The following is a 25,546-nucleotide window of genomic DNA, read 5'->3' on the forward strand; positions in this document are numbered from 1 at the left end:
TGATTTAAAACGATTAGGGGAAATCCGTGCGTTAGGCAATCGAAATCCGACGATAACAGGCTTGACAGCCCACCATCTTCTGTTCAATGATTTAGTGAATAATATATTTGTTTACTAAACATGGTAGGAGGAGACCATGCAGAAAACAAGCAACCAGCTTGCTATGCTTGTTGTCATCAATCTGGGATTGCTCGCCCTTGGCGCGTATATTTCCGCAGGATCGTTCCTTTCGCTGTTCAATCTCCAGTCCATGGCTGGTCAGGTTCCCGAAATCGGGCTTCTGGCCATCGGTGTGATGCTGGCGATGTGCGCCGGCAATGGCGGTATTGACCTGTCTGGCATTGCGCTGGCCAACCTTGCTGGCGTGCTCTCCGCAGTCATCGTCTCGATGTTCATCTCCAGTGCGGAGAAACAGCTTGGCTTCAGCCTCGCATTTATGGGGCTGGCGCTGGCAATTGGTCTTGCCGGTGGACTTATCAATGGAATCCTGATTGCGCGGTTCAATATCACGCCCATCCTCTGCACCCTTGGCACCCAGATGGCATTCATGGGGCTGGCTGTCGTGGTTTCAAGTGGTCGTGCGGTCATGGTGGGTAGCCCGGATCTGCTATCACGTATCGGCAACGACATGTTCCTCGCGGTTCCGATCAGCTTCCTGATTTTCATAGCGGTCGCATTGCTGATTGCAGCCGTGGTGCGCTTTACGCCTTACGGCTACTGGTTGATGCTGATGGGGACGAACCCGAAGGCCGCAGTTTTTGCAGGCTTTCCACGCAGCGGCGTGCTGATTGCCACCTATGCAACCAGCGGCCTGCTGGCAGGCTTTGCAGGCATCATCATTGCTGCGCGCAACGTCAACGTAAAGTTCGACTATGGCAGCTCGTACCTTCTGGTCGCAATTCTCATCGCCGTCATGGCGGGTGTGAAGCCCGAAGGTGGTTATGGGCGTGTCATCTGCGTGGTGCTGAGCGCTATTGCATTGCAGCTCATGTCCAGCCTGCTCAATTTCGGCGGCCTTTCCAATTTTGTACGCGACTTCGCGTGGGGCCTGCTGCTGCTCGCTTTCCTCGCTGTCGCCAAATACGACATCGCAGGATTTTTCACCCTCGGCAATTGCCACAGGGGAACCATCGGTGCCCAACCCTCAGGCACCAGAACATAACACTGGGGGCTGTAAGTGTGGAGGAAATCATGAAAGCAATAACGAAGAAACTACTCGCCGGCACGCTCATTGGCGCAGCAACGATCGCGGGCAGCGCTGGCACACTGGTCGCGCAGGAAAAGCCTGTTATCGCAACGGTCGTCAAGATCAGCGGCATTCCATGGTTTGACCGCATGAATACGGGTGTCGAAGCCTATCAGAAAGCAAATCCCGACGTGGTTGCAACGCAGAGCGGCCCTGCCACGGCCGACGCAGCGCAGCAGCTCCAGATCGTGCAGGACCTCGTCGCCAAGGGCGTCAACGCGCTTGCGGTCGTTCCCATGGACCCGGCTGTTCTCGAAGGTACGTTCAAGCGCGCCATCGAACGCGGCATCGTTGTTGTGACTCATGAAGCCGACAACCAGATCAACACGATGGCCGACGTTGAAGCCTTCGACAATGCTGATTACGGCACAGCGCTGAACGAACGTCTTGCAGAGTGCATGGGCAAGGCTGGCAAGTGGACAACGTTCGTTGGTTCGCTGGGCAGCCGCACACATATGCAGTGGGTTGGCTCGGCAGAAAAAAATGCCAAGAAATATGCTGACATGCAGCTCGTCGATCCAAACAACGAATCCTTCGACGATGCCAATGGCACCTATGAAAAGGCCAAGGAAATCCTGCGCAAGCATCCTGACCTCAAGGGCTTCCAGACTTCTGCCGGCAACGACGTACTCGGCGTCGGCCGTGCAATCGATGAAGCCGGTCTGAGTGGTAAGGTTTGCCTGGTCGGCACCGGCCTGCCAAATCCGTCGGCCGATCTTCTGGAATCCGGTGCCATCACGGCCATCGGCTTCTGGGATCCGCAGAAAGCTGGCATGGCGATGAATGCAGTCGCAAAGCTTCTGCTTAAAAAGCAGGACGTCAAGGACGGCACCGATCTTGGCGTTGAGGGCTATAACAGCGTCAGCGTGAAGAAGGGTGCTGGCGAAGGCCTTCTTGTGGTCGGTAATGGCATGGTTGTCGCGGATAAGAGCACCTACAAGAAGCATCTTTTCTAGGCGTTCTCACGCAGGCTGCCGGCCTATGCTGCGAGGACATCGTTCAGCCTCGTAGCATGGCGTCAAAAGCTTGGATGCTTTCTGAACGTGGAAAGCATCCAAGTACCTTAACCGGGCTGATTTGTCATTTCAAACCCACGATTTAGAGCGCATCCCGAAAAGGGTGAAATGTTTCCGGAAAACATGCGCGGCAAATAAAAATCCAACCGGTCCGACAGCTGGCGCCAATCGCAATGTTGCGTGTTGGTACGGCAACAAAGGAATTCAACGTGTCGACTACGACGAACAATAGGGCGAACAACGACCTGTCGGCGGAACGTTTCCTCGAACTGCGCAACATCCACAAGCGGTTTGGTGGCGTCCACGCGTTGCGTGGCATTGATCTGACGATTGATCTTGGCAAGGCCTATCATCTCTTGGGCGAAAATGGCTGCGGCAAGAGTACCGTCATCAAGATCATGTCTGGCGCCCACGCGCCAAGCGAAGGCGAGATTATTCTTGGCGGCAAAACCTATACATCGCTTAACCCGATCCAGTCTCTGGCCGCTGGTATTGAGACTGTCTACCAGGACTTGTCGCTCATTCCCAATCTGACCGTCGTTGAAAACGTGGCGCTGAATGAGCAGCTCGTTGAAGGCAATGGCAAATTGTTTCGCAGTGTCAAGCTTTCGCAACTCCGTCAGACGGCAGAACGGGCGCTGAGCACGGCTGGTCTGCCAACCGACAAAGCTTTCCTGAACACCATCGTATCCGAACTCCCGCTTGCAGTGCGCCAGCTCGTTGCCATTTCGCGCGCCATCGCGACACGCGCCAAGCTTGTCATCATGGATGAGCCGACGACATCGCTGACACGCCGCGAAGTGGACAATCTCATTGCAGTCGTCGAACATCTGCGCACTGAGCGCGTTGCTGTGCTTTTCGTGACGCACAAGCTCGATGAATGCTACCGCATCGGCGGTAACGCAGTCGTATTCCGCGATGGCCAGTGCGTGGCACAGGGACCAATCGAGAATTACACCAAGAAACAACTCTCCGAACTGATGATCGGCAGAGCAATTGATGCCGAACGCTATCGCACGGCCAAGCCCGGCGAAGCAGAACTGCTGAAACTTGAAGACCTAACGGCACGGGGCTTCAAAGACGTCGGATTTGCACTGCGCAAGGGTGAAATCCTCGGCATCACGGGGCTTGCCGACTCCGGGCGCAATGAACTTGCCATGGCAATCACCGGCGTCTCTCCGGCAGATTCCGGCTCGATCAGCCTCGAGGGCCGTAGAGTTGCAGTCAAAAGCCCGGCGGACGCTATTGAGATGGGCATCGGCTATGTTCCGGAAGACCGACTTGCGGAAGGCCTGTTTCTCGACAAGTCGATTTTTGAGAACGAAATCGCATTGATCTTCAGAAGACTCAGCAACAGCCTGGGCATTGTCGATCAGAAGCAAGGGCGAACCATCGCAACTTCGCTGATGAAGGAAATGCGGCTCAACACAACAAATCTCGACCTGCCGGTGGGCGCACTTTCGGGTGGAAACCAGCAACGCGTTCTGATCGGCCGCTGGCTGAGCATCGGGCCGAAACTGCTGGTACTGCATGGCCCGACCGTCGGTGTCGACGTGGGATCCAAGGATACAATTTATCGCGCAATTCAAGCCTTGGCGGAAGCCGGTATGGGGCTGATCATTGTCAGCGATGATCTGCCCGAGCTCCTGCAGAATGCCGACCGCATCCTCGTCATGAACTCGGAAAACGTTGTTGCCGAGTTCGATGCGTCACAGGCAACCGAAGACCAGCTCTATCAAGCCATGATGTCGCCGCAGAAGGAATATGCCCAATGAGTGCGCCGCAATATCATCAATATCTGGGCCGCGCCCACGCCTTCAAGCCGGGTGAGTTCATTCGCAGACACCCGGAATCCATCACATTCTTTCTGCTCGTCGCGATCTGCACGCTTGTTTCCGTCGCCAACCCAGCCTTCCTACAGGCGTCGACGCTGATCGATATTGGTCGCGCCAGTGTTGTGATGGGCCTCTTTGCACTGGGTGTTTTCATCATTCTTGCTGCTGGCGGCATTGATGTTTCGTTCACCGCGATTGCCGCCTGCACGGTCTATTCATTGACTCTGCTGGTGCAAGCCTACATGCCGGAACTGCCAATTATCGTCATCATTTTGATGGCGATTGCGGGCGGCGTTTTCCTTGGCGTTCTCAATGGTTTGCTGGTGCATTATCTCGACGTGCCATCCCTGATCGTCACCATCGGCACCCAGTATCTTTTCCGCGGCTTCCTGCTGGCTTTTGTCGGCACGGTCTGGATCATGTCACTGCCGCCGACAATGGGCGCTTTCGGTCGCCTGCCACTGTTCCAGTTTAAATCTGCAACGAGCGCCACCATCACCATGCCGTTCTATTTCCTGGTGCTACCCGCTGCCGCCATTCTGACATGGTGGATTTTAAACCGCACACTGATGGGACGCGCCATTTTCGCGATGGGTGGCAATAGCCAGATCGCCAGCCGTCTCGGATATAATCTGCGCACTATCCGTATCTTCCTATTCGGCTATGCAGGTGGTCTGGCCGGACTTGCAGGCATCATCCATGTCTGCGCCAACCGCCAGTCCAGCCCGTTCGACTTTGTCGGAACCGAAATCAGTGTCATTGCAGCCGTGGTTCTCGGCGGTGCGCGTATCACAGGCGGCACCGGCACCGTGTTCGGCACTCTCCTTGGCGTGCTGCTCATTGTCGTCATCAACAGTGTTCTGGTGCTCGTCGGCATTCCCAGTACGTGGCAGCGTCTCGTCGTCGGCTGCTTCATCCTGCTGGCCGCTGCCTTCTTCGTCACCCGCCAACGCAAGAAATAACCCGATACTCTCAAGAGGAAATCATGAAGAAATTCCTGAACGATCCCGTCAATTTCGTGGATGAGATGCTTGAAGGCATCTATCGAGCGCATCCAGAACTCACCTATGTCGATAATGACAAGCGTTGCATGGTCACGGCCAACACGAAATCCGGCAAGGTTGGCATTGCAACCGGCGGCGGTTCCGGCCATCTGCCGCTGTTTCTTGGCTACATCGGCGAAGGCATGATCGATGGCGCAGCCGTCGGCGGCGTCTTCCAGTCGCCAAGCTCGGAGCAGATGTATCAAGTGACAAAAGCCATCGATCAGGGCGCCGGCGTCCTTTACATCTACGGCAATTACAGCGGCGACCTTATCAATTTCGATATGGCTGCGGAACTCGCCGACCTCGATGGCATCGCGGTCAAGCAGGTGGTCGGCAATGACGACGTGGCGTCCTCGGTCGTCGGGGAAGAACACAAGCGCCGCGGCGTTGCCGGTATCTTCTTTGTCTACAAGGCAGCCGGCGCAGCTGCTGCCAATCGTCTGTCGCTTGACGAAGTGACGCGCCTCGCCGACAAGGCACGTCTGCGCACACGCACCATGGGTGTTGCCCTTTCGAGCTGTGTCGTACCGGAAATCGGTCATGCAACCTTCTCGATTGGTGAAGACGAAATGGAAATCGGCATGGGCATCCATGGCGAACCGGGAATCAGCCGCAAAAAACTGGCAAGCGCTGATGCCGTTGTCGACGAGCTGATGGAGCGCATTTTCGCCGAACAGGCGTATGCAAACGGCGATGAAGTCGCTGTTCTGGTCAACGGTCTAGGCGGCACGCCGCTCGAAGAACTTTACATCATGTTCCGTCGTGTTTCGCAGCTCTTTGGCGAACGTGACGTCAAGGTCAAACACGTCTGGATCGGCGAGTTTGCCACCTCGATGGAAATGGCTGGTGCTTCGGTTTCCGTTCTGCATCTTGATGAAGAGCTGGAACCTTTGATTGCCGCCTCGGCAAATACGCCGTTCTTCAAGCATTTTGCAGGTTGAGGTCAGGTTATGAACGTCATTACAGCATCAGACCTGATCAATCTGTTCGATAACTGGAAGCAGCTCTTTGCCGAGCAGCGCGAGTTCCTCATTGCACTTGACGGCAAGGTCGGCGACAGCGATCTCGGCATCACCATGAGCAAGGCCTTTGCCGCCGCTGCCGAAGTGGCCCACGCTGAAGGCGACGCTGCCGGTATCGCAAAATTGCTTCGCACCGCCGGTGCCGCCATGGCCCGCGTTGCGCCATCGACAATGGGCACGCTGACCGCAACCGGCTTTCTGCGTGCGAGCAAAGCCTGCGAAGACGTGAGCGAACTGGGCGCAGGGGAAATAGCTGCCTTCTGGCGGGCATATCGCGATGGCATTGCCGAACGCGGCAAAGCGAAAGTCGGAGACAAGACCCTTCTCGACGTGCTTGACCCGATTGCAGTCACGCTCGAAAGTCAGGCCGCTGCTGGCGCCTCACTGGCTGAGGCGCTTTCAGCAGCATCCAAAGCCGCCGAAGATGCTCTCGAAGCAACCAAATCGATGGTCGCCCAGCACGGTAAGGCTGCAGCCTTTCAGGAAAAGACAGTCGGCCTTCAGGATGCAGGCGCTACAGTCGGCGTTTTGCTAATCAAGAGCATGGCGGCTTTCGTATTGCCCAACGCTTAATCGCATATATAATTGTTAAATTGGGCCCGAACCTCATCGAGGTGCGGGCTTTCGATTCTGTCGCACATTGGAACGGCCCGCACTATAATTGTGGCTCGCTCGCTTCGACATTTTCAGCCCCGGCTGCGCCGTGCCTGGATATCGAACGGCACGGTGTCTCTCTCGCCCGGCACCTTGCGGAGCCATCACCTGTTGCCAACATCAACAAAACAGAACTTGAGCAGGTGATCTACAACCTCCTTCGCAATGCACTTGACGCGCTGCACCTGTCGGAGCAGATGAACAAGCGTATCACGATTGAAACGCGCGCGGAGCCAAACGAATCCGTCATTCGCGCATCGGACAACGGACCCGGTTTGGGTGATGATACCCTTTCGCAACTGTTTCAACGCTTCTTCACCACCAAGAGCGGCGGCATGGGATTGGGCCTTTCCCTGTGCCAAAGGATCATGCTGCGTGCCAGCGGAGTACTCACGGCTGCAAACAATGACGGCGCCGCCTTCACGATCAAGCTACCGAGGACGGAAGCGGTTAGGCAAAGTTTAATGACAATGGACGAGGTCTTTGCTGTCAGTGATCGCCATATCGATCAACAATGCGTTCAAATAGCCTGACGGGACCTGTTTTTGAAACAGATCAATCATCTACCTCCCTAACGAACTTGCCATTGGATTTGGCGGCAACCCTTACGTCTCCAACCCAGAAGTTCCAGGCCTTTGCTCCCAGGAACTCCCAGCTGCAAGAATGCAGCTCTTGCCCGAGACATCTGTGATGACGATGGTCCATGTGGCCCCATGGGGAGAAAGAAACAGCTCAAGGATCGCTTTATCTCCAATCAGACCGAAAGCCCCTTGAAGTTCTTGGAACTCATTCTTCAAATATTCGGCAATCAGAGCATGCTTTGCGCAGACGATTTCCTGCGTGTTGGCAGCCGTGCCGCTTGCGGCAACCAATGCTGCCGCAAGCATGGATATCATAGTCCTATGGATGTAAATGCGCTTCATAACGCACCTCCTTGGCCGAATCCGATCCGGCAACAGGCGCGTTGTTGCGCTCAGTATACCGGAAGGATGACAGCCCGTCGCTTCATACGCACCGTCTCGCTCCTTTCTGCGTTTCGGTTCCTGTCCGTGGAACCAGCAAGCGCTGATTTCACTTATAAATCACGTGGGGATTTTTCATCCGAACTTCAAGCCGAGAGCCCCAGCATCAATGCCGCAGCCCCATTTTTGTGCAAACAACCTGACAGCACCCGGCGAGTGTTATCCCATTGTTTTTGTTTTAGCGGGGCGGCGATATTGATCATAGGCATCAGCCAGTTCATCGCCGATTACAACAACAACCGTTTTCCGCCTGAGATCATTGCTTGGCCTTTGAGGGAGGTTTGGCGTCTTTTGATAAGCCTGATCGCTTACTCATAAGCAATCCCTATACCGAGTTCATGCCTTGTCGATCCGAAACAGTCCGGTTGAAGGAACAATGCATATCCCGCCGCCGAGAATGTCCACGCGTGACGCGTTGCTGGCTGGCCAGTCCTCCCTGTCAGCCTGCACTAACACCAAAGCTGGATCACCAAAGGCGCAGGCCACGAACAATTCTTCAACCATGCGAAAGCTTAATGGAAGGGGAAGTATATCGCTACCGCCATCAGCGTGCTCCGGACGGCGACCGAGCGGCTCGATAATTTTTCACAAAAGGGAAGCGAAGCATGACGATTCTTGTGACCGGTGCGACCGGCCTTGTAGGAACACGGCTTCTATCGCGCCTCGCGGAGGCAGGCATGGATTGTCGCGCGCTCGTACGCAGCGGCAGAAACCTTCCTGCCGGCGTGACCGCCGTGGAGGGCGACCTCTTTGACCCTGCGTCGCTCGTGCGGGCGGTGCGGGACGTCTCGGCGATCATCCATTTCGCCGCAGTTTTCCGCTCGCCCGACACCGACCTGATCTGGAAGAGCAACCTCGAAGGCACGCGCAACCTCATTGCCGCGACGAAGGCTCATGCGTCCGGAGCGCGTTTCATCATGTCGAGTACGAGCAACGTCTATAATACGGACAACGCGCACCCCGGTCGGGAGGGTGATGCCCGAGGCAGCGATCAATGCCAAATAGTATCCGGTTCAAAAGATGAGCATGATCCATCATCGCGACATTGCCACGGCCATGACCCTCGCCCTGACCGGGGCAATGGACGGGCGTGTTGTCAATATCACTGACGATGCGCCGACCTCGATCTATGAACTCGTCGAGCTGGCCGGCGAAACGATGGATCCATCGTCCGAACCGCTAGCGAACCCTTGGTACCTCCACATGAATGGTTCGCTTGCCCGTAGTCTCGGCTCCAGCCGACTGTGAGAACCATGTTTCAGGCCGTGCAGGAGAGGCTGCTGCGACGCGGCTCCGGCGGCTGGGCTAAAACGTCAATGTCCACCGCGCTAGATGGAGAGCCTCAACAGTTTGCCCCGGGTAGACCGAGTCTGCCCAAGGCACTGCAACTTACGAATGGCCGCATAATCCCGCAAAAATCAGAACGCCAGATCGGAACCTCCCGTCTCGATCATCCCGCTAGTTTTGCAGGCGCTCGCTCGGTTTGCAAAGGAAGCAAAGCTCGCTATGCAATGGCGCCGTTAGCCCGGCGAAAATGATCGCCCCATCATAGGGCATCAAAATCTCGCTGCCATCGGCACGTCTTCCGATGAGTTCACCTTTGTTCACTGGTTCGCCAGCGGCAAATTGTTTTGCCAGATGATCCTCGTCATGATCCGCGAGAATGGCATCGCAAATTTCCAGCACACGTGGTGTTTGGGCTTGTGGCCGCGCATCCGCAATCAGACCAAGAGACGCCATGCCATTGACGACGCAGTCATAACCAACCTGTGGCCCCTTCGGGTCTAGATGCTGGCCGCATTCAACGGTAACCCCATAGCCGCCGGCAAAGCGCATAAACTCAGTTGTGCCTATCCCATGCAATGACGACAGGCCTTCGGTTACGCCTGCATCGCGTTTTTGCTTTAGTGCTTTTTCATGCGCAGGCAGCCAGCCATGCACAACCAGCGGAAGATCAAGTGCTTTCGCCAGTGTATTCTCTGCCGCTTCATGGGCAAAAGGCTCAAGCGATCCGTTATTATCCCGTGGACCTATCAGTGCGAAAGCTTCGCCTTCCGAGCTGAAAGAATGCAAATCAATCAACACATCATGGGCACGGAGCAGAGGGCACATGATGTTGGCCACGCGATCTTCATTGTCCTGCGGCATGGCACTTTCCGCAAGATTGCGATTAAAATTGCGGTCTCCGATACGGGTATTCTTGCGGAAGGCAAGCCCGTTGACCACCGGCACAAAAGTAACTTTGCCGCATTCCAGTTCTCTTTGACCTGTACGAAACTCACTGATCAAACGGCCGATCGCATAAGGGCCGGCTGGCTCGTTGCCATGGACAGAACCCGTGACAATCAGACGAGGGCCAGGTTTCATGCCGTGAAACGTAACGCTCTCAATGGATTTTGGCGGCGCGCTGACAAATGGTGCGAGCGGCGTCACCGGATCATCAATTGACGTGATGTCAACGACCATGCCGGGGCGCAGACGCCGTGCCAGTTCCATCAAATGCTCATGCGCCACGACCACGCAGCCGGATGTGCCGCTGTAATCCGGCCGCGCCGTGTGCATGAAAATGGCTGAGCCGCCGCGAGCGTCCGGCAGTGCGTCGTTCCAGCCGACAGGTATGATCAGATCAAACAATCTTTCGCCGCGGCGTGAAGCTTGTGTTTCATCCGTTTCGAACACCAGCTGATTATAGAAGGGGCTGTCGACATCTTCTATCCAGCGGTAATTTTCAGGCTTGGGCAAAAACGGAAAATCGAAGCCACGAGGCTCGTCGCCGAAAACCGTCGGATCATAAAAACCGTAACGCAAAGGATGACGGCCACGCGGCGTTTTACCGTCGCCTTCGCGTTTCAACTGCGGATCCACCAGCCCGTTGCGGCCAATGGCGCATTTGACGGTCCAGTCACCTATGGTCAGCAGACCAATATGCGGGGTTTGCGGGTCATACCCTGTGCGCACAACAATTGTGGGCTGTTCGAGTGTTCCGACCATAAACGGGTTTTGACTCATGGGATTAGCCTTGCTCTAACAAATGGCAACGGGCGCGATGAAAATGCTCACCGGACGAATTGATAAATGACGGGATATCGCCCTCGCGGCATTTATCGAATGCGGAAGGGCAACGCGGATTGAAGGCACAGCCAGGCGGGGGATTAAGCGGCGATGGCGCTTCACCCTGCATCCGGCGCTGGCGCGTCATGGGGGCCAGGGGATCGGGGATGGAAGCGATCAAAGCCTGCGTATAGGGATGCAGCGGACTGGTGAAAATATCACTCCATACGCCCTCTTCAACGATGCGGCCCAGATACATCACTGCGATGCGGTCGCTCATATGTTCAACGACACCCAGATCGTGCGAAATCATCAAAAGCGCGATACCGAGTTCGTCTTTCAATTCCAGCAGCAAATTGATGATCTGTGCGCGGATCGACACATCGAGAGCAGAAACGGGCTCGTCGCAGACAAGCAGTTTCGGTTGAACAATCAAGGCGCGCGCAATGCAAATACGCTGTCTTTGGCCGCCGGAAAACTCATGTGGCTTGCGATCCGCCGCTTCAGGTTTCATGCCAACCTTGGCCAACATGTCCGTCACACGGGCTTCGATCTCCGCGCTATCTTTCATACCGTGGAGACGCAAAGGCGCGGCAAGAGCCTCTCGCACGGAACGGCGTGGATTGAGCGACGCAAACGGATCCTGAAACACCATCTGCACATTGCGGGCCTGCGCGAGCGGATCGTTTTTAACGGCTGTCGGGACATCCCGCCCTGCCACACGCACCGAGCCGGACGTGATGGGAATGAGCCCCATAATGGCGCCGGCAAGCGTGGATTTCCCACAGCCGCTTTCGCCTACCAGACCGAGGCATTCGCCGGCTTTGAGAGAGAGATCGATTCCGTTGACGGCCTTCAGTGTCTTTTTTCGAAAGCCTTCGCGAACAGAATAATGAATGCGCAGATCATGAATGGCGAGCACTTCGGCGGTGTTGCCGTTCTTGTCGCTATCTGTTGGCGTCAAAGTGGTAATCTGTTCAGTCATGATGGAAACACCTAATCGAACCCAGCGCATCAAGGGACGCTGCGGGCGGCATAACCTCCCTGCACTCCTCGGTGACACGCGGACAACGCGAAGCAAAACCGCACCCGATATCGCGCTCCATCAAGCCCGGAACGACACCCTTGATCTCGGTTAATCGGGAGCGGCCTTCCCGCAAACGACGGCCGAGGAGCGGCAAAGAGGCTACAAGCCCATGCGTATAAGGGTGACGCGGATCAGTGAAAATCTCACCGGCCGGACGCTGTTCGACAATGTGGCCTGCATACATAACCGCCACCCGATGGCACATGCGCGCAACAAGTCCCAGATCATGCGAAATCATCAGGACTGCCGTGCCCCGGGCGGTGCACAGATCAAGTATGAGTTCAACAATTTCTGCCTGAATGGTCACATCCAGTGCGGTCGTCGGCTCATCGGCAATCAGCAATGCCGGGTCGCAGGCCAGCGCGATAGCAATCATCACACGCTGGCGCATGCCACCGGAAAGCTGATGCGGATAATCCTTGATGCGCCGTTCCGGGCTTGGAACCTGTACCTGCTCCAGTGCCTCTATGGCTTTGATCCGGGCCTGACGGGCGCTCATGCCCCTATGCAGCACGAACATTTCGCCGATCTGGTCGCCAATCGTCATCAGAGGATTGAGCGAGGTCATCGGCTCCTGAAAGATCATGGCCACACGGTCGCCGCGCAGACGGCGCAAATCCTTATTGGGCAAGCGGTTTATATCCTGCCCTTCCAGAAGCACACGTCCCTGCGTGACGTTCATCGGGTCGCGCAGCAAACCCGCAATCGTCAGGGCACACAGACTCTTACCGCAGCCGGACTCTCCGACAAGCCCGAACACTTCACCGGCTCGAATGGAAAAATCAACCTGGTTTACCGCGGGAAAGTTCTGTCCCTTGGCGCGCAGTGCAATCGAAAGATTTTCGACCTGCAGAATAGGATTGTCAGCCATCAGCGTTTTGACCTCCCGTGCGGATCAAGCAGGTCACGCAAGCCGTCGCCCAGCATATTGAAGCCGAGCACGGTGATGAAGAGCGCCATTCCCGGAAAAATCGCGACCCATGGCGCAACCATGAGCTGCTCGCGTGCCCGTGCCAGCATACCGCCCCAGCTCGGTGCAGGCGGAACAACACCCAATCCCAGAAAAGACAGTGACGCTTCTGCCATAATGGCCGATCCGATGCCCATTGTGGCCACCACAATGAGCGGCCCGCCAATGTTCGGCAGGATTTCACGCAGCATGATGTAGAATTTACCGAAGCCGAGCGTGCGGGCTGCCTGCACATAGTTTTGTGACTTTTGCGTTAGAACCTGCGCCCGCGAAATACGGCAGCTATAGGCCCAGTCCGTCAAACCAAGGGCAATCAGCAGACTGAGCAGTCCAGGCCCAAGAACCGCCATGAGAGCCAAGGCGAACACAATGGTTGGAATGGATAGCATCAGATTTGTCAGGCCTTGCACAAACTCGTCCCACCAGCCGCCGAGATAGCCGGCGGAAAGACCAAGCAGAACGCCTATGCAGGTGTTCATCGTCTGCACGGCAAGCCCGATCATAAGTGAGATACGCGCCCCATAGGCAATGCGTGAGAAAATATCCCGGCCCTGCTCATCGGTACCGAACCAGAACCGCGCACTTGGTGCTTCTTCCGCATAGAGAAGATTGGAGTTGGAAACCGGATCGTAATGGGCAATCCATGGCGCAAACAGCGCCACCAGAATAATGGTCACAAAGATCGTGAGCCCTATGACAAGATTGGAGCGGAACATCAGTGCTGCCTGTTCTGTTCAGAATGTTTGCATGATTGCAAAGAACGCCTTTCCATGAGCACTCAGCGATATCGAATGCGCGGGTCGATCGCGAGATAGGCGATATCGACAAGCGTGTTGATGATGAGAAAGAAGAGCACGATCACAAGAATGCAGCCTTGAACCGTTGGTATGTCGCGCATGGAAACCGATTGCGTCAAAAGCGAGCCGATGCCCGGCCACGCAAACAGGTTCTCAATGACGACCGAGCCACCCAGCATGGAGCCGAATTGCAGGCCGATTGTCGTCAGCACCAATACAAAGGCATTGCGCGCTATATGCTTGGTGACAATGCGGAATTCTGAGTTTCCCTTTGATCTGGCCGTGCGGACGAAATCAGCATTCATGGTTTCCAGCACGGCCGCGCGGGTCGTGCGCGCCAAAAGTGCCATAGGGGCAATACCGAGCGTCAGGGCAGGCAGCACCAGATTCTTGAAATTGCCGTTGCCATAGCCAAAAGTGGGCAGCCAGCCCAGTTTGAGCGATATGAAATACATGGCCAGCAAACCGAACCAGAAACCGGGCAGCGAGAGACCGGAAACAGCTGTTATCATGGCGGTTGTATCTAGCCATGTGCCCTGTCGCACGGCTGCCAGAAAGCCAAGTGGCAGGCCGATGATAATGGCAAAGGCAATCGCCGCAACGGCGAGTTTGAATGAGGCGACTATGCGGGTGGATAGCATGGCGGTGACAGGGCGTTGCGTGGAAAAGGACGTGCCGAGATCACCTGTTACAAGCCCGGAAATATATTTGCCGAACCGCTGTGGCAACGGATCGTTCAGGCCCAGTTCCTTTTCGATGCGTTCGGTAACCGCCGGGTCAATGTCGCGTTTGTCGCTGGAGAGCGACGACACAAATGTGCCGGGCATGACGCTGAATAGAAAGAAGATCAGCGTTATTGCGGCAAAAACCGTGACCAGAGATTGCAGCAGTCGCCTGCCAATCACCATCAACATAGGAATATCCATAAATCGTGGTTAGAGAGAAGCGGCCGATGTTGCGGCTGCTTGGAAAAGCACCCCTTGCCGGGAAATGTCGAGCTCAGGGCCTTTCGGCTTACTGAGTGGTGTTCTGGCAGTCCGGCATGGCGCCGGACTGCCAGAACGGATCAACGGCTCGATTAACGGCCAGGCGCGTTAGCGTCGAGCCAAAGCGAATCCACTTCAATGATGGCGGCTTCGGTCACATTGGTATCAACGCCGTGAATCCAAGGCTGGGTTGCCACAACGGCCTTATTGTAATTATTGAACCAGACTGGCGCCTTTTCAAAAATATAGGCATCCGCTTTCTTCAAAAGCTCGATACGCTTGGCCGGATCCGATTCAGCCGACGCCGCATCCAGAATTGCGTCATAAGCGGGGTCCTTGAAGGCACTGCGGTTACAACCCGAACGGCTTACACGGCTGTCGAAGCAGCGCAAGGTGGTGAGCGGATCAGGTCCGGTGCCCGCAGAACGAAACCATGCCATGGCCGATCCCTGATTCATTTCATCAACGAGCGTGTTGGAATCCACGACCTTGGCTTTGGCGGTGATGCCGACCTCTTTGAGAAATGGCATCATGGCTTCCAGAACACCGAGGCTCGACGTACCTTCCGTCACGGATATTGTAACTTCAAAGCCATCGGGATAGCCGGCTGCGGCCAGCAGCTCCTTGGCTTTCGCGGGATCATACGGATATGGCGCGCGGTCTTTGTCAAATGCCGGGGATGTAGTTGGTAGCCAGCCCGTTGCCTTATACGCTTTGTCCTTGAGAAGTTTGTGGATGATGATGTCACGGTCAACAGCATAATTGATTGCCTGCCGCACGCGCACATCGTCAAATGGCTTCCTTTCAGTGTTGAGGCCCATATGGCGGGTGAACACTTCCGAAATTTCAACCAGGCCCTTGGAAAGTTCTGGATCAGCCTTGTAAAGGACATAAGCGTTTTCTGACAGAACGGTGGCATCCAGCTCGCCAGCGCGAAATGCCATATCAAGCGCGCTGTTGTCACCGGATATGGTGAAATCCACCGCATCAGCATAGGGCTTGCCCTGCTTGTAATATTTGTCGAATTTTTTGCCCGAGATTTTTGAACCTTCGACGTGATTTTCAAAGGTAAATGGTCCAAGACCAACCGGATGGGTAAGGAAATTGCCGCTTTCCACTTCTTCTTTTGGCAGAATGGCTGTGATTGCCTCGAAGAATTGCGTGCCCGGATCGACAAGGTCTTTGAATGTGAGCGAGAAGGTACGGTCATCGATCTTTTTGATGCCGCTGATTTCTTTGACTTCACCCTTGGAATATTCCTGCGCACCGACGAGCGTGCCGACCTGCACCGCGCCCGGATAGCCCTTTACCGGGTCCATGATACGCGTATAGGACCAGACCACATCATCTGTCGTCAGCTTACGGCCATTGTGGAAATAGATGTTGTCAAACAGCTTATAAGTGAAGGTTTTACCGTCATCACTGGTTTTGACCAATTCAGCCAGATCAAGAGCAGGCGCGTTTTTGGCTGAATCCCACGTATAAAGGGACCGGTGAAACGCTTTGGAGACCACCATGTCCTGCGAGGTATAAGTCGCATGCGGGTCAAGACTTTTGAGGGCGGCGCCATAGGGCGCTGCCAGATGCAGCGTACCGCCGGGCTTCGGCTCATCTGCCCAGGCTGAGCTTGCGGGAACAGCCGCAGACAGTGCGGCGGCAATCAACGCAGCTCTTATGATCGAGCGATAGTTCATGGTTTTCCCCTTTTTCCTTGATTGGCTTTTACGGTCAGCTTATTTTTGGAAGGCATATCGGTAAAAGTGCCGCGCGAAATTGGGCAGAAAACTTTTGTCATTCGCTGACCATTCCCCATCGCACATCACACAGAGAACGAAACTTTTTCCGTCAGGCGTTTCCCCGTAGACCAGATCGTGCCTGGTCCAGGACGTATGACCCGCTTTCGACCACGTCATTACGTCCCGTGGCAAACCCTCGACCAAAAAGCCAAGGACCTGATCACCTTCAGGATCGCCATCATTTGGATGGCGCTGAAACTCGCGGTTCATCAGCCCCATCATCCAATCGGAGCGCGCACGCGCTCCGCGCGCGATATCGTGCATCAAAGCTGCCGCGGACAAGGCGGTGAGAAGATTTCCATTTTTGCCATTGCGGATCTGCTTGGCGCGACCATACGGGCTGTCCTCATATGTGCCATGCAATACGTTGATACCCGCGAATTCTGGACGGTTCTGTGATTCATACCACTGCTGGACACGGTGGCGCGCCGCGCACCATTCTTCCAGCGCTTTTCCCTGCAACGGGGCGCCATCATCAGCACCGGTCAAACGTCCCACGAGATAAACCGTCGCCTCATTGGAGGAAATGGCCATCATCTGTTCGGCAGCGCGGTCATCTTCCGCGTCCTCGGCCAGGCGGCCTTCTTCACGGAACGCCGCCAACGCATCGAGAAAAAACAGCTTCACGACACTTGCCGGATAAAGCGGCTTCATTGCCTGATGTCCAAACCATGACGAATTCAGGAATGCGCCGGGATCAACCAGGCGCAAGGGAGCATCGAAACGGCAGGCGGCCAGGCTGACACGGCTTTCGTCGAGAGCGCCATTTGTCGACAGCAATGCGTCTGATAGTGCGCGTGACGCCGGATGCGTCTTCGGCATTTGGGCTGTGGCGTTCATTTATGTTCCCTATTTTTAAAGCAATTTAGTCATGGAAATTTATTCGTTGATATAGAAATATCATTGGAACTTTATGCGCCTGCGATATGATGTGGTAAAAATCACCGCAATTTTGGAGGGCAAAAGGTGGGATCGAGCAAAGATCATATCGGTTTGCGCCAGGTAGAAATTTTTCGCGCCACCATGAAGTTTGGTACCGTCACGGCTGCCGCGGCGGCTCTTGGTTCTTCGCAACCAACCATCACGCGTGAGTTAGCGCGATTGGAGCAACATATCGGCTTTCGTCTGTTTGAACGGCGTCTGCAAAGACTGGTGCCAACAGCCAGAGCGCTCAAGCTTTTTGAGGAAGTGCAAGCCTCATTCATCGGTCTGGATCGTATCAATGACTTTATCGATCGTCTGCGCGACGCTTCGGAAGAAGTGCTCACGGTCGCTTCTCTTCCGGCCTTTGCACAGACGATATTGCCTGAAGCGGTCGCTCGATTGAATGCCACCCATCCGGATTTGACACTGCAAATCAGCACGGTTGACCCCCGCAATCAATCGAGCATTTCCGGCTTTAATTTTGATGTCGGCCTGATCGAGGGCATCTATATCGAAAGAGATGCGGAATCGCGGATACTATGGGTGTTCAAGCTCGTCGCCATCATGCCGCCGGATCATCCTCTTGCACAACGTGACTATGTTGAACCGCACGATTTTGAGGGCATCAACTTCATCAGTCTCGGCTCTCAGGATCCATACCGGCTGAGCGTGGAACGTATATTCGACACGGCTGGCACGCAAAGACGGCTGTTCCTGTCATCGCAATCGGCCAGCAGCGTGTGCGAACTGGTGCTGAAAGGGCTGGGTATTTCAATTATCAATCCGCTTACCGCGTTAAGCTATGAAAAACACGGCCTCGTATTAAAACCTTTTTTGCCCGCACAGGATTTTGTGCTGTCCGTTTTACGTCCAATCAATCGCCCTGTCGTCGCCAGTTCTGATGCGCTGGTGGCGCATTTATCCCAAATATGTGCGCAAACGCATCAAAATCTGGTCCAAAAACGCTTGGCCGTTGACGATAAATGACGGCAATGATGATGAGGATTGAACCAGTCTACCCATTCGAGTGGTATAAATTCAACAGCCTCGAAGTTTCGCCGCGGCACATGAAACTGACGGTTTACCCCGGTTGAAGCGCAACAGGCCGCTCCCGCCACGCGGCGCATGCTTGCGGGACCGCTTGGCGGGATTTGCGACGAAAGCGTTGCTTGTCAGACATCGCGCCTGAAGTTCGATTTGATGACCCTGCCAGCCAGTTGCCCGCCGTCTACGGGCAGCACCGCGCCTGTTACGAACCCGGATGACGGCGACGAAAGCCAGAGCACCGTGTTGGCGACATCGATGATGGAGCCCAGCCGTCCCATCGGGACTGCCATGGCGGCCATGCGTTGGACATCCGGGCCGGCTTCCTCCAGATGGTGGGTCAGGACAGGGCCCGGGGCGACCACATTCACCCGGATGTTCTGATCCGCATAGTCAAGCGCAGCGACACGACTGAGACCGATAATACCGGCCTTTCCAGCAACATAGGCGGAAAGGCCCGAGACGCCGGCGACACCGGCTGTCGAGGCCATATTGACTATGGTGCCGCCGCCATTTCCCAGCATGGCCGCAATCTGGAACTTCATCCCATGAAACGTGCCATGAATATTGGTGCGAATACCATGGTCGAAGGCTTCAGCATCGATCTTTGCCAAGGGTGCGGGGCCCGGCCCGTCGGTCGCGTTGTTGAATGCGGCGTCGAGACGGCCAAACGTATCAATTGTTGTTAAGACAAGAGCCTCCATGCTGCGAGGATCCGTAACGTCAGCCGCAACAGCCAGGGCTCGGCCGCCCGCTGCCTCGATCTGGCGGGTCACGTCTTCAATAGCCGCTTGATTGCGCGCCGCCAGCACCACAGCGGCTCCGGCCCGGGCGAACGCCCTCGCCGTCTCCGCGCCGATGCCCTTGCTTGCGCCCACCACCACGGCCACCTTGCTGGAAAAATCATGCACTTCTGTCACTTGGGTCTCCATGATTGGCGCGTTTGCGAGGGCGCCAGGTGCCGAACATCCCGCCGAACCGGGATATGCCGGCTCTGGCATAGACTCCGGCCCTCTCCTGTTGGAAGCGGCAGTCGAGCCCCGCGGCGTGGGACATTAACCGAACGACGGTGATGTGCGCTGCTGTGCCGCCCATAGTCTTGGGCTTGAAGTTCGGCGGAACAGCGTATCGCTTCTCATTGGCCGCTGTGCCTCGGACCGAACGGCTGGCTTTCGTGACATCATTTAATCTCCATTTCTCTACGCAACGAAGAATTAGCCTCGACAATCACATTTAAAAATGGGCACTTTCCTGAAAGGATCATGAAGCAGGACTTAATGATGGACCCAAGCACTCTGGCCGCATTGCCCATCTTCCGCGCCGTGGCCCGGGCTCGTGGTTTCACCGCGGCATCGGGCCGGCTCGGCATTTCCGTTTCGGCTGTTTCGCAGTCGATTCGCCAGCTTGAACGTCGTCTGGGAGTACGATTGTTCGACCGGACAAGCCGCAGCGTCCGCCTGACCGAGCACGGCCGCCAGTTACTGGCAACCATTGAGCGGCCCATCGACGTTCTTTCGACAGCCGTCGAGGCGATCAAGGAGGCTGACGGCGAGCCATCTGGACACCTCAGGATTACGCTATCGAGGCTCGCCGCTGAAGTTTGCATCCTGCCGACACTGCCCGATTTCGTCAGGCGCTATCCGGCGATTCGATTGGAGCTATCGACGGACGACCGCTTGACCGACATCGTCAGCAACGGTTTCGATGCAGGCATACGCTTCCGCGAGACGCTGGAACTGGACATGATCTCCGTCCCTGTCGGCCCGCCGCTGCGGCGTTCCATGCTCGCCAACCCGGACTACCTGTTGCGGGCCGGCGTCCCTCGCACGCTCGACGAACTCAACAGACACGCCATCATTCGCTACCGCTTTCCCGGGAGCGGCCGCCTGGAACCGCTGACGTTTCGCCGCGGCGAAGAAATCATCCACCTCGATCCTCCCGCCGTTCTCGTGCTCGATGACAACAGGCACTTCGCGATGGCTTCGCACGCTGGTCTAGGGCTGGCGCAGCGCTTTCGACCGACCGAAGAGGATGGTATCGAAAGTGGAAAATTGGTGAGCGTACTCGACGCTTATGAACCAGAACCGCAACAGTTTCGTATCTATTTCCCATCACGTGACCTTCAGCCGACAAAGCTGAGAGCATTCATCGAATGGTTCAGGGCGGGTCGGTCGGCATAAACAGCATTCACTGCGGCTTGGTAGTCCAGGCACCTATCTCGGATCGCCCGATCAGCGTGCCGACGGTACCGACCTCCGAAAGAATACGGTCCACGAGCGTGGAGGGATCGACCTGCGACGCTGCCACAATTCCAAACCTCTCCATGGTCGGCAATTGTGTCTCCACGAGATCGGTAACAAGGTGCACAAGATTTACTGCCCGTGGTCCCAACGAGATGGCCGCCTCCAGCCTCAGGGTCGGCGGAGGCAAACCGGCATCTTCAAACAACGAACCAAGTCGCGCACCAAGGCGCACTTGCGCCCCCGCCGCCTCGATTGTACGGCTGAGCCACACGCATACTTGATCATATGTGGGCGACGGCGGCGACGAACGAGCACCATCCCAGTCAAGTTCGTGGAATACGACGATCCCACCCGGCCGCAAATGCCGGACGATCCGTCGGAGCGACCAACGATCGCATCGAATGATTCGTCAAAATTCAGGTCAGCCGGGTCACCCTGTCTGAAAGAGATTCTGCTGGAACCGGCATTCTTGACGCGTCGTTCTGCCCGTTCGACAGCCGCAAGAGCAAGGTCGGTACCCACAACTTCTCCGGTCGGCCCAACGAGTTCGCCACAGAGAAGCGCAACATCGCCGGCCCCGCTGCCGATATCCAGGATCCGCATACCTTTTGCGATCCCGGCAGCCTCCAGAAAGCGACGCGTGATCGGACCGATCAACCGAGCCTGAGTGCTGAGGCGGCGCAGTTCCGCCTCTGCATGTCCCAGTGCGTAGTCGGTATCGCTCATCTCAACGTGCACGTGGCCCTTCTGCTGATTGTCGCGAAATATACGCCGTGAAAGCGTTTGAGCGCGACGACAATCCAACGATCCAAGAACTCAGCACAGCTGTTATAAGATCAGACCACGATTTCATCAATCCAGCGCACGGTGCACTCATTTTGGCACGGCAGTTCATGAGTGGATGTATCCGGCAAAAAAATGCCGATGTAGACATTCGGTTCGCCGCCATCCCAAACCGCAAAATAAAAGCTCTGCTCAACCTGGGTACTTCAATTTTTCAATGTCCGGCCAGCTTTTGTCGCGGGTTGACTTTAGGGATTGCTTACCCAACTATATCGCGATGTGTCATACCGCTAAAACCATTTGCGATTATCTGTATCGGGTTTTCCCTATCGCGGGATATTAACCCCCGGCTCGGTTGCCCACGCTTCGAGTCGAGGGGCTTCACATTACGACTGCGATCAGGGCGACAGGAGCTTTGGCACCCACGTCCATGACGCACTCTCAACAAAATAATTGCGCCGAAAAGCCGGTACTGAATCCCCGAGTGAGGACGATGTGCGGATGAAAAAGATATGAGCATTCAAATGCAGCACATGAGACAGACTAAACGTAAACCCAATATCCGGATATCGGAGACTGATCATTCAAGGTTGACCGCATTGGCGAGTACCTCGATGACAGAAAATCCGGAAGTTTCCGAGGAACTGCTCGACGAACTCGATCGCGCCAAGGTGGTCGCCGATAGTTCCATTGCCGCCGAGGTGGTGCAGATGGGTTCGACGGTCACTTACAAAGCCTCCACCAATGACACCAAGACCGTCAAGCTCGTGTTCCCGGGAGAAGCGGATATCTCCGAAGGCAAGATCTCTGTTCTCACGCCGATCGGGACGGCATTGATCGGCTTGTCCATCGGGCAATCCATTTCGTGGACTGCCCGCAACGGGCGTCGTCATGAGCTGACGATCCACGACGTCATTCACCCTCAACATGGACCAACAACCACTCTCGGTAAATTCCGTTAGCCCAACGAGTAGTATAACGGGGACGGCCGCAAGACGAATCCACCCGGACTGTTCACGTGGCAGTCCGGCAATGACATTTTCACAAAAGCACCACAGATTGTTAGAATGTCAGCATCGCAAATATATTTGCGGGGCAGACCGTATATCCTCGCGCACACGGCAACCGTCGAGAATGGCCAGGATATCATGATCGCCGCAGGCAGGGACGCAAGCCCGTCATTCCTTGTTATGGTTCCATTTGTTCAACATGTCTGCAAGTTCAGGCCCACGACGCCTCAACTCGGAAACATGCGCCCAGGAAAGCTCCTCCAGAAGTTCGTGCGCACGCAGCGTTAAATGGAGGTGCATCTTGCGACGATCATCGGCGGCGACAGCTCTTTCCACCAACTGAGCAGAAACAAGACGGTTGATAAGTTCAACGGCGCTGTGATGCTGAATCATGAGATGAGCTGCCAAATCTCCGACGGAAAAACCTCTTTCCGCCGGCGTGCCGCGAATGGCGAGAATTGCCTGATGCTGCTGTGGGGTGAGGCCAGATTTCTTCGCCGCTTCTTCGCTAAAGCTCAAAAACTCGCGAATGGACCGCCGGAATTGTGCCAGCGCACTATAGTCCGCATCGTCAAGTTTTGATTGCTGCGACATTGATTTGCGCGTCATCGGAAATCCTTGTATTATATCGTAGTGCGATATATTGGCATTGATCTATCCTTACCAGAAATTGAAGGCACTGACATCCATGCTCAACAGCGCGCAAGGCCCGCAACCCGCACACAGTCCGGGAGACTTTTCCACCGATCGCCGTGTACTCATACTCATTGGCATGGCTTTGATTGTCGGTACGTGCAGCGTTGGAGCCGCATGGTTGTTGATCCGCCTCATTGCCCTTGCCACAAATCTGCTTTGGTTTCACCGGATCAGCGTTGACGACGTATCACTCGCATGGACCCACCCGGGCATATCAACCATCGTCATCCCGATCGCGGGCGGACTGCTTGTTGGGCTGATGGCGCGGTTTGGCTCGGAGAAAATCCGTGGTCACGGCATTCCGGAAGCCATCGAAGCTATCCTCATCGGTGGAAGCAGGCTTCAGCTTAAAGTTGCCATCCTCAAACCGCTGTCATCGGCCATATCCATTGGTTCGGGCGGCCCGTTCGGCGCGGAAGGCCCCATCATAATGACGGGCGGCGCGATAGGGTCTCTCATTGCGCAGTGTTTCCACTTTAGTGCGGCGGAACGGAAAACACTCCTCGTTTGCGGCGCTGCCGCCGGAATGACGGCGATCTTCGGTACTCCGGTTGCGGCCGTTCTCCTTGCGGTGGAACTGCTCTTGTTCGAATGGAAACCGCGAAGCCTGATCCCTGTCATTGTGGCGTCGGTAGTCGCAATCGCATGGCGGCCGCTTCTGTTCGGCAACGGCCCGCTCTTTCCGCTGCTTTCAAGCCTCGCGCTTTCACCAACGGTGCTCATTGCCTGCGTTGGTGTCGGGATATCGGTCGGACTTGCCTCTGGGCTTTTAACCTCGCTGCTCTACAGGGTGGAAGACGTCTTCGCGAAGCTTCCCGTTCATTGGATGTGGTGGCCGGCGTTGGGTGGCCTGGCCATCGGGCTCGGCGGACTGATCGAGCCGCGCGCCATGGGCGTTGGCTACGATGTGATCCGCGACCTGCTCGTCACCGACACGAATGCTCACACCGTCTGGGTTCTGCTTGCCGTGAAGGCTGCAATTTGGATCATCGCGCTGGCATCAGGAACATCGGGCGGCGTTCTTGCACCACTTCTGATCATAGGCGGCGCGATAGGCTCATTGGAAGGGCATTATCTTCCAGGCGTCGGAGGTTGCTGGGCCCTGCTGGGAATGGCCGCCATGATGGGCGGAACCATGCGTTCCCCGCTGACGGGCATTCTCTTTGCCGTGGAACTGACCGGTAATGTCGAAATGCTTGTACCGCTGCTGATCGCCACCGGCTCCGCATACACGGTAACGGTGCTTCTGCTCAAGCGATCAATCCTGACAGAGAAGATCGCGCGGCGCGGCCAGCACATCACGCGGGAATATAGCGTCGATCCATTTGAACTGCTCCGGGTGTCTGATGTGATGGTTGCGCCGGCCGATACGCTGGCGGCAACCATGTCGGTCGATGCGGCAGTCCGCTTTTTCCAGTCCGACGACCATCGGCACAAATCCTATCCGCTCGCCGACGCGAACGGTTCGCTTGTCGGCATCGTGTCTCGTGCCGACGTGCTGAAATGGAGCAGCGAAGGATCGCACCCGGATCAGACGCTGTTCGAGCTCGTATCGGACAGCGCAATTCTCGTTGGCTATCCCGATGAAGTAGTGGCGCGTCTCGCGGATAGAATGGTGCTGAATGATCTCGGCCGTGTGCCTGTCATTGATCGCAGCAATCGCAAAATTCTGGGCCTGGTATCACGGAAGGACCTTTTGCAGATTCGGCACTCGGCTCATTCGGCAGAGCAAGATCGGTCAGCCTATATTCGCTCCGGCAGAAAACCGGCGACGCCTCAGACCAGCGCAATCTGATGCGCCGGTCATTTCCAAGACAGTGATGCGGTAAATCTGGAGGAAGACATGCAGGACAACATCGTTCGTGACGTCATCGGAAAGCTGGCGCGATTTGAACAGAGATTCAGGTCCAAGCGGAAAGCGCATATGTCGCTCGGCGTGCTTCCGGCGAATGTCCCAGCCCGGTACGACCGCTTTGACCAAAAGCGCCGGGATATACAATCGAAACTGAAAGCAAGGCTTGAAGGATCGCACGGCATTGACTGGGAACTGCTGAAGCTGGAACTGCAAAACGACATTCTGTTGCTGACGACAAGTTTTGAACACTGGTCGCAACAGCTGGATGCAAAATTCAATAAACAAGAATGATGCCGGATGTTTGGCGCGGCTTCACAAGATATGTTGACTGCGTTGCTCGCGGGTCAGGCATCTCTGACAAACTTCTCAAACAGGGCGGAAAGCATGCTCTGCTGGCGTTGCCTGCGCGCTGCAATTTGGAAGGTTCGGTTGAATGATCGGCTTACGCGCCATGACCGGCATT

The 25,546-nt window shown here is 55.8% G+C and carries 27 protein-coding genes; 15 read left to right on the forward strand and 12 right to left on the reverse strand.

The window, feature by feature from the left end; translation table 11 throughout:
- The first annotated feature begins 136 nt into the window (after window positions 1-136).
- The 7 genes from AC1Q5O_RS23345 (at window position 137) to AC1Q5O_RS23375 (ending at window position 7,352) form a co-directional block, all read left to right on the forward strand.
- Complete coding sequence (locus AC1Q5O_RS23345; RefSeq protein ID WP_492566263.1) at window positions 137-1,162, forward strand: ABC transporter permease; 1,026 nt, start codon at window positions 137-139, stop codon at window positions 1,160-1,162.
- 29 nt (window positions 1,163-1,191) lie between these two features.
- A complete protein-coding gene (locus AC1Q5O_RS23350) occupies window positions 1,192-2,202 on the forward strand; it encodes a substrate-binding domain-containing protein (RefSeq protein ID WP_464663524.1) in 1,011 nt (336 codons plus the stop codon).
- Window positions 2,203-2,471: 269 nt separating this feature from the next.
- Window positions 2,472-4,037: a sugar ABC transporter ATP-binding protein gene (locus AC1Q5O_RS23355; protein WP_492566265.1), complete on the forward strand. Its 1,566-nt coding sequence runs from the start codon at window positions 2,472-2,474 to the stop codon at window positions 4,035-4,037.
- Window positions 4,034-5,059, forward strand: a complete 1,026-nt coding sequence (locus AC1Q5O_RS23360; protein WP_492566267.1) for an ABC transporter permease — start codon at window positions 4,034-4,036, stop codon at window positions 5,057-5,059. Before AC1Q5O_RS23355 ends, AC1Q5O_RS23360 begins: the two co-directional genes overlap by 4 nt.
- A 23-nt stretch (window positions 5,060-5,082) precedes the next feature.
- A complete protein-coding gene (locus tag AC1Q5O_RS23365) occupies window positions 5,083-6,084 on the forward strand; it encodes a dihydroxyacetone kinase subunit DhaK (RefSeq protein ID WP_464663519.1) in 1,002 nt (333 codons plus the stop codon).
- Window positions 6,085-6,093: 9 nt separating this feature from the next.
- Entirely contained in the window at window positions 6,094-6,738 is a 645-nt protein-coding gene (locus AC1Q5O_RS23370) for a dihydroxyacetone kinase family protein (RefSeq protein WP_464663517.1), read from the forward strand.
- A gap of 20 nt (window positions 6,739-6,758) precedes the next feature.
- Complete coding sequence (locus tag AC1Q5O_RS23375) at window positions 6,759-7,352, forward strand: sensor histidine kinase (RefSeq protein ID WP_464663515.1); 594 nt, start codon at window positions 6,759-6,761, stop codon at window positions 7,350-7,352.
- Between the two features lie 72 nt (window positions 7,353-7,424).
- Here the strand turns inward: AC1Q5O_RS23375 and AC1Q5O_RS23380 are convergent, their stop codons facing one another.
- A complete protein-coding gene (locus tag AC1Q5O_RS23380) occupies window positions 7,425-7,742 on the reverse strand; it encodes a hypothetical protein (protein WP_464663514.1) in 318 nt (105 codons plus the stop codon).
- Between the two features lie 66 nt (window positions 7,743-7,808).
- Between AC1Q5O_RS23380 and AC1Q5O_RS23385 the strand changes: the two genes are divergently transcribed.
- Window positions 7,809-8,159 (forward strand): hypothetical protein, encoded by a 351-nt coding sequence (locus tag AC1Q5O_RS23385; RefSeq protein WP_492566271.1) that lies wholly within the window; start codon window positions 7,809-7,811, stop codon window positions 8,157-8,159.
- Between the two features lie 18 nt (window positions 8,160-8,177).
- Here the strand turns inward: AC1Q5O_RS23385 and AC1Q5O_RS23390 are convergent, their stop codons facing one another.
- Window positions 8,178-8,345 (reverse strand): hypothetical protein, encoded by a 168-nt coding sequence (locus AC1Q5O_RS23390; RefSeq protein ID WP_464663511.1) that lies wholly within the window; start codon window positions 8,343-8,345, stop codon window positions 8,178-8,180.
- Between the two features lie 101 nt (window positions 8,346-8,446).
- Here AC1Q5O_RS23390 and AC1Q5O_RS23395 point away from each other — a divergent pair, with 101 nt between their 5' ends.
- Both AC1Q5O_RS23395 and AC1Q5O_RS23400 read left to right on the forward strand, forming a co-directional pair.
- Entirely contained in the window at window positions 8,447-8,950 is a 504-nt protein-coding gene (locus AC1Q5O_RS23395) for an NAD-dependent epimerase/dehydratase family protein (RefSeq protein ID WP_492566273.1), read from the forward strand.
- Window positions 8,868-9,089: a hypothetical protein gene (locus tag AC1Q5O_RS23400; protein WP_492566350.1), complete on the forward strand. Its 222-nt coding sequence runs from the start codon at window positions 8,868-8,870 to the stop codon at window positions 9,087-9,089. Before AC1Q5O_RS23395 ends, AC1Q5O_RS23400 begins: the two co-directional genes overlap by 83 nt.
- A 210-nt stretch (window positions 9,090-9,299) precedes the next feature.
- Here the strand turns inward: AC1Q5O_RS23400 and AC1Q5O_RS23405 are convergent, their stop codons facing one another.
- The 7 genes from AC1Q5O_RS23405 to AC1Q5O_RS23435 all read right to left on the reverse strand — a co-directional run bounded on the left by AC1Q5O_RS23405 (window position 9,300) and on the right by AC1Q5O_RS23435 (window position 17,368).
- The gene (locus AC1Q5O_RS23405; RefSeq protein WP_492566274.1) at window positions 9,300-10,850 is read right to left on the reverse strand and encodes a L,D-transpeptidase family protein; all 1,551 of its coding nucleotides are present in this window, start codon (window positions 10,848-10,850) and stop codon (window positions 9,300-9,302) included.
- 4 nt (window positions 10,851-10,854) lie between these two features.
- Window positions 10,855-11,877 carry an ABC transporter ATP-binding protein gene (locus AC1Q5O_RS23410; protein ID WP_492566276.1) on the reverse strand — a complete coding sequence of 341 codons (1,023 nt, stop codon included), beginning with the start codon at window positions 11,875-11,877 and terminating at the stop codon, window positions 10,855-10,857.
- On the reverse strand, window positions 11,870-12,850 hold the full coding sequence (locus tag AC1Q5O_RS23415; RefSeq protein WP_492566278.1) for an ABC transporter ATP-binding protein: 981 nt from the start codon (window positions 12,848-12,850) through the stop codon (window positions 11,870-11,872). Before AC1Q5O_RS23415 ends, AC1Q5O_RS23410 begins: the two co-directional genes overlap by 8 nt.
- A complete protein-coding gene (locus AC1Q5O_RS23420; RefSeq protein ID WP_464664003.1) occupies window positions 12,850-13,668 on the reverse strand; it encodes an ABC transporter permease in 819 nt (272 codons plus the stop codon). Before AC1Q5O_RS23420 ends, AC1Q5O_RS23415 begins: the two co-directional genes overlap by 1 nt.
- A 59-nt stretch (window positions 13,669-13,727) precedes the next feature.
- Window positions 13,728-14,660 carry an ABC transporter permease gene (locus AC1Q5O_RS23425; RefSeq protein WP_464663503.1) on the reverse strand — a complete coding sequence of 311 codons (933 nt, stop codon included), beginning with the start codon at window positions 14,658-14,660 and terminating at the stop codon, window positions 13,728-13,730.
- Window positions 14,661-14,824: 164 nt separating this feature from the next.
- Entirely contained in the window at window positions 14,825-16,426 is a 1,602-nt protein-coding gene (locus tag AC1Q5O_RS23430; protein WP_492566280.1) for an ABC transporter substrate-binding protein, read from the reverse strand.
- Window positions 16,427-16,465: 39 nt separating this feature from the next.
- On the reverse strand, window positions 16,466-17,368 hold the full coding sequence (locus AC1Q5O_RS23435; RefSeq protein WP_492566282.1) for a serine hydrolase: 903 nt from the start codon (window positions 17,366-17,368) through the stop codon (window positions 16,466-16,468).
- A gap of 126 nt (window positions 17,369-17,494) precedes the next feature.
- Here AC1Q5O_RS23435 and AC1Q5O_RS23440 point away from each other — a divergent pair, with 126 nt between their 5' ends.
- Entirely contained in the window at window positions 17,495-18,439 is a 945-nt protein-coding gene (locus AC1Q5O_RS23440; RefSeq protein ID WP_492566284.1) for a LysR family transcriptional regulator, read from the forward strand.
- A gap of 185 nt (window positions 18,440-18,624) precedes the next feature.
- Here AC1Q5O_RS23440 and AC1Q5O_RS23445 read toward each other — a convergent pair whose 3' ends face one another.
- Window positions 18,625-19,416, reverse strand: coding sequence for an SDR family NAD(P)-dependent oxidoreductase (locus tag AC1Q5O_RS23445; RefSeq protein ID WP_492566286.1), 792 nt, complete (start codon window positions 19,414-19,416; stop codon window positions 18,625-18,627).
- Between the two features lie 342 nt (window positions 19,417-19,758).
- On the opposite strand from AC1Q5O_RS23445, the gene AC1Q5O_RS23450 reads away from it, so the two are divergent.
- Complete coding sequence (locus tag AC1Q5O_RS23450) at window positions 19,759-20,676, forward strand: LysR substrate-binding domain-containing protein (RefSeq protein ID WP_492566288.1); 918 nt, start codon at window positions 19,759-19,761, stop codon at window positions 20,674-20,676.
- A gap of 231 nt (window positions 20,677-20,907) precedes the next feature.
- Here AC1Q5O_RS23450 and AC1Q5O_RS23455 read toward each other — a convergent pair whose 3' ends face one another.
- Entirely contained in the window at window positions 20,908-21,465 is a 558-nt protein-coding gene (locus AC1Q5O_RS23455; RefSeq protein WP_492566290.1) for an SAM-dependent methyltransferase, read from the reverse strand.
- A 569-nt stretch (window positions 21,466-22,034) separates the two neighbouring features.
- Between AC1Q5O_RS23455 and rnk the strand changes: the two genes are divergently transcribed.
- Window positions 22,035-22,484: a nucleoside diphosphate kinase regulator gene (rnk, locus tag AC1Q5O_RS23460; RefSeq protein WP_492566292.1), complete on the forward strand. Its 450-nt coding sequence runs from the start codon at window positions 22,035-22,037 to the stop codon at window positions 22,482-22,484.
- A gap of 216 nt (window positions 22,485-22,700) precedes the next feature.
- Here rnk and AC1Q5O_RS23465 read toward each other — a convergent pair whose 3' ends face one another.
- Complete coding sequence (locus AC1Q5O_RS23465) at window positions 22,701-23,141, reverse strand: MarR family winged helix-turn-helix transcriptional regulator (protein ID WP_464663490.1); 441 nt, start codon at window positions 23,139-23,141, stop codon at window positions 22,701-22,703.
- A 79-nt stretch (window positions 23,142-23,220) separates the two neighbouring features.
- On the opposite strand from AC1Q5O_RS23465, the gene AC1Q5O_RS23470 reads away from it, so the two are divergent.
- Both AC1Q5O_RS23470 and AC1Q5O_RS23475 read left to right on the forward strand, forming a co-directional pair.
- Entirely contained in the window at window positions 23,221-25,023 is a 1,803-nt protein-coding gene (locus AC1Q5O_RS23470) for a chloride channel protein (protein WP_492566347.1), read from the forward strand.
- Between the two features lie 48 nt (window positions 25,024-25,071).
- The gene (locus AC1Q5O_RS23475; protein WP_492566294.1) at window positions 25,072-25,374 is read left to right on the forward strand and encodes a hypothetical protein; all 303 of its coding nucleotides are present in this window, start codon (window positions 25,072-25,074) and stop codon (window positions 25,372-25,374) included.
- Window positions 25,375-25,546 lie beyond the last annotated feature (172 nt).

Source organism: Phyllobacterium sp. MT110, from assembly GCF_058792715.1.

Bases quoted from the DNA above. Each gene is read 5' to 3' on its own strand.
- AC1Q5O_RS23380 (WP_464663514.1), bottom strand. From the start codon at position 7,742: ATGAAGCGCATTTACATCCATAGGACTATGATATCCATGCTTGCGGCA.
- AC1Q5O_RS23430 (WP_492566280.1), bottom strand. From the start codon at position 16,426: ATGAACTATCGCTCGATCATAAGAGCTGCGTTGATTGCCGCCGCACTG.
- AC1Q5O_RS23365 (WP_464663519.1), top strand. From the start codon at position 5,083: ATGAAGAAATTCCTGAACGATCCCGTCAATTTCGTGGATGAGATGCTT.
- AC1Q5O_RS23350 (WP_464663524.1), top strand. From the start codon at position 1,192: ATGAAAGCAATAACGAAGAAACTACTCGCCGGCACGCTCATTGGCGCA.
- AC1Q5O_RS23410 (WP_492566276.1), bottom strand. From the start codon at position 11,877: ATGACTGAACAGATTACCACTTTGACGCCAACAGATAGCGACAAGAAC.
- AC1Q5O_RS23465 (WP_464663490.1), bottom strand. From the start codon at position 23,141: ATGACGCGCAAATCAATGTCGCAGCAATCAAAACTTGACGATGCGGAC.
- AC1Q5O_RS23450 (WP_492566288.1), top strand. From the start codon at position 19,759: ATGAAGCAGGACTTAATGATGGACCCAAGCACTCTGGCCGCATTGCCC.
- AC1Q5O_RS23405 (WP_492566274.1), bottom strand. From the start codon at position 10,850: ATGAGTCAAAACCCGTTTATGGTCGGAACACTCGAACAGCCCACAATT.
- AC1Q5O_RS23470 (WP_492566347.1), top strand. From the start codon at position 23,221: ATGCTCAACAGCGCGCAAGGCCCGCAACCCGCACACAGTCCGGGAGAC.
- AC1Q5O_RS23425 (WP_464663503.1), bottom strand. From the start codon at position 14,660: ATGTTGATGGTGATTGGCAGGCGACTGCTGCAATCTCTGGTCACGGTT.
- AC1Q5O_RS23390 (WP_464663511.1), bottom strand. From the start codon at position 8,345: ATGGTTGAAGAATTGTTCGTGGCCTGCGCCTTTGGTGATCCAGCTTTG.
- AC1Q5O_RS23395 (WP_492566273.1), top strand. From the start codon at position 8,447: ATGACGATTCTTGTGACCGGTGCGACCGGCCTTGTAGGAACACGGCTT.
- AC1Q5O_RS23415 (WP_492566278.1), bottom strand. From the start codon at position 12,850: ATGGCTGACAATCCTATTCTGCAGGTCGAAAATCTTTCGATTGCACTG.
- rnk (WP_492566292.1), top strand. From the start codon at position 22,035: ATGAGCATTCAAATGCAGCACATGAGACAGACTAAACGTAAACCCAAT.
- AC1Q5O_RS23385 (WP_492566271.1), top strand. From the start codon at position 7,809: ATGACAGCCCGTCGCTTCATACGCACCGTCTCGCTCCTTTCTGCGTTT.
- AC1Q5O_RS23455 (WP_492566290.1), bottom strand. From the start codon at position 21,465: ATGAGCGATACCGACTACGCACTGGGACATGCAGAGGCGGAACTGCGC.
- AC1Q5O_RS23345 (WP_492566263.1), top strand. From the start codon at position 137: ATGCAGAAAACAAGCAACCAGCTTGCTATGCTTGTTGTCATCAATCTG.
- AC1Q5O_RS23435 (WP_492566282.1), bottom strand. From the start codon at position 17,368: ATGAACGCCACAGCCCAAATGCCGAAGACGCATCCGGCGTCACGCGCA.
- AC1Q5O_RS23475 (WP_492566294.1), top strand. From the start codon at position 25,072: ATGCAGGACAACATCGTTCGTGACGTCATCGGAAAGCTGGCGCGATTT.
- AC1Q5O_RS23360 (WP_492566267.1), top strand. From the start codon at position 4,034: ATGAGTGCGCCGCAATATCATCAATATCTGGGCCGCGCCCACGCCTTC.
- AC1Q5O_RS23400 (WP_492566350.1), top strand. From the start codon at position 8,868: ATGATCCATCATCGCGACATTGCCACGGCCATGACCCTCGCCCTGACC.
- AC1Q5O_RS23370 (WP_464663517.1), top strand. From the start codon at position 6,094: ATGAACGTCATTACAGCATCAGACCTGATCAATCTGTTCGATAACTGG.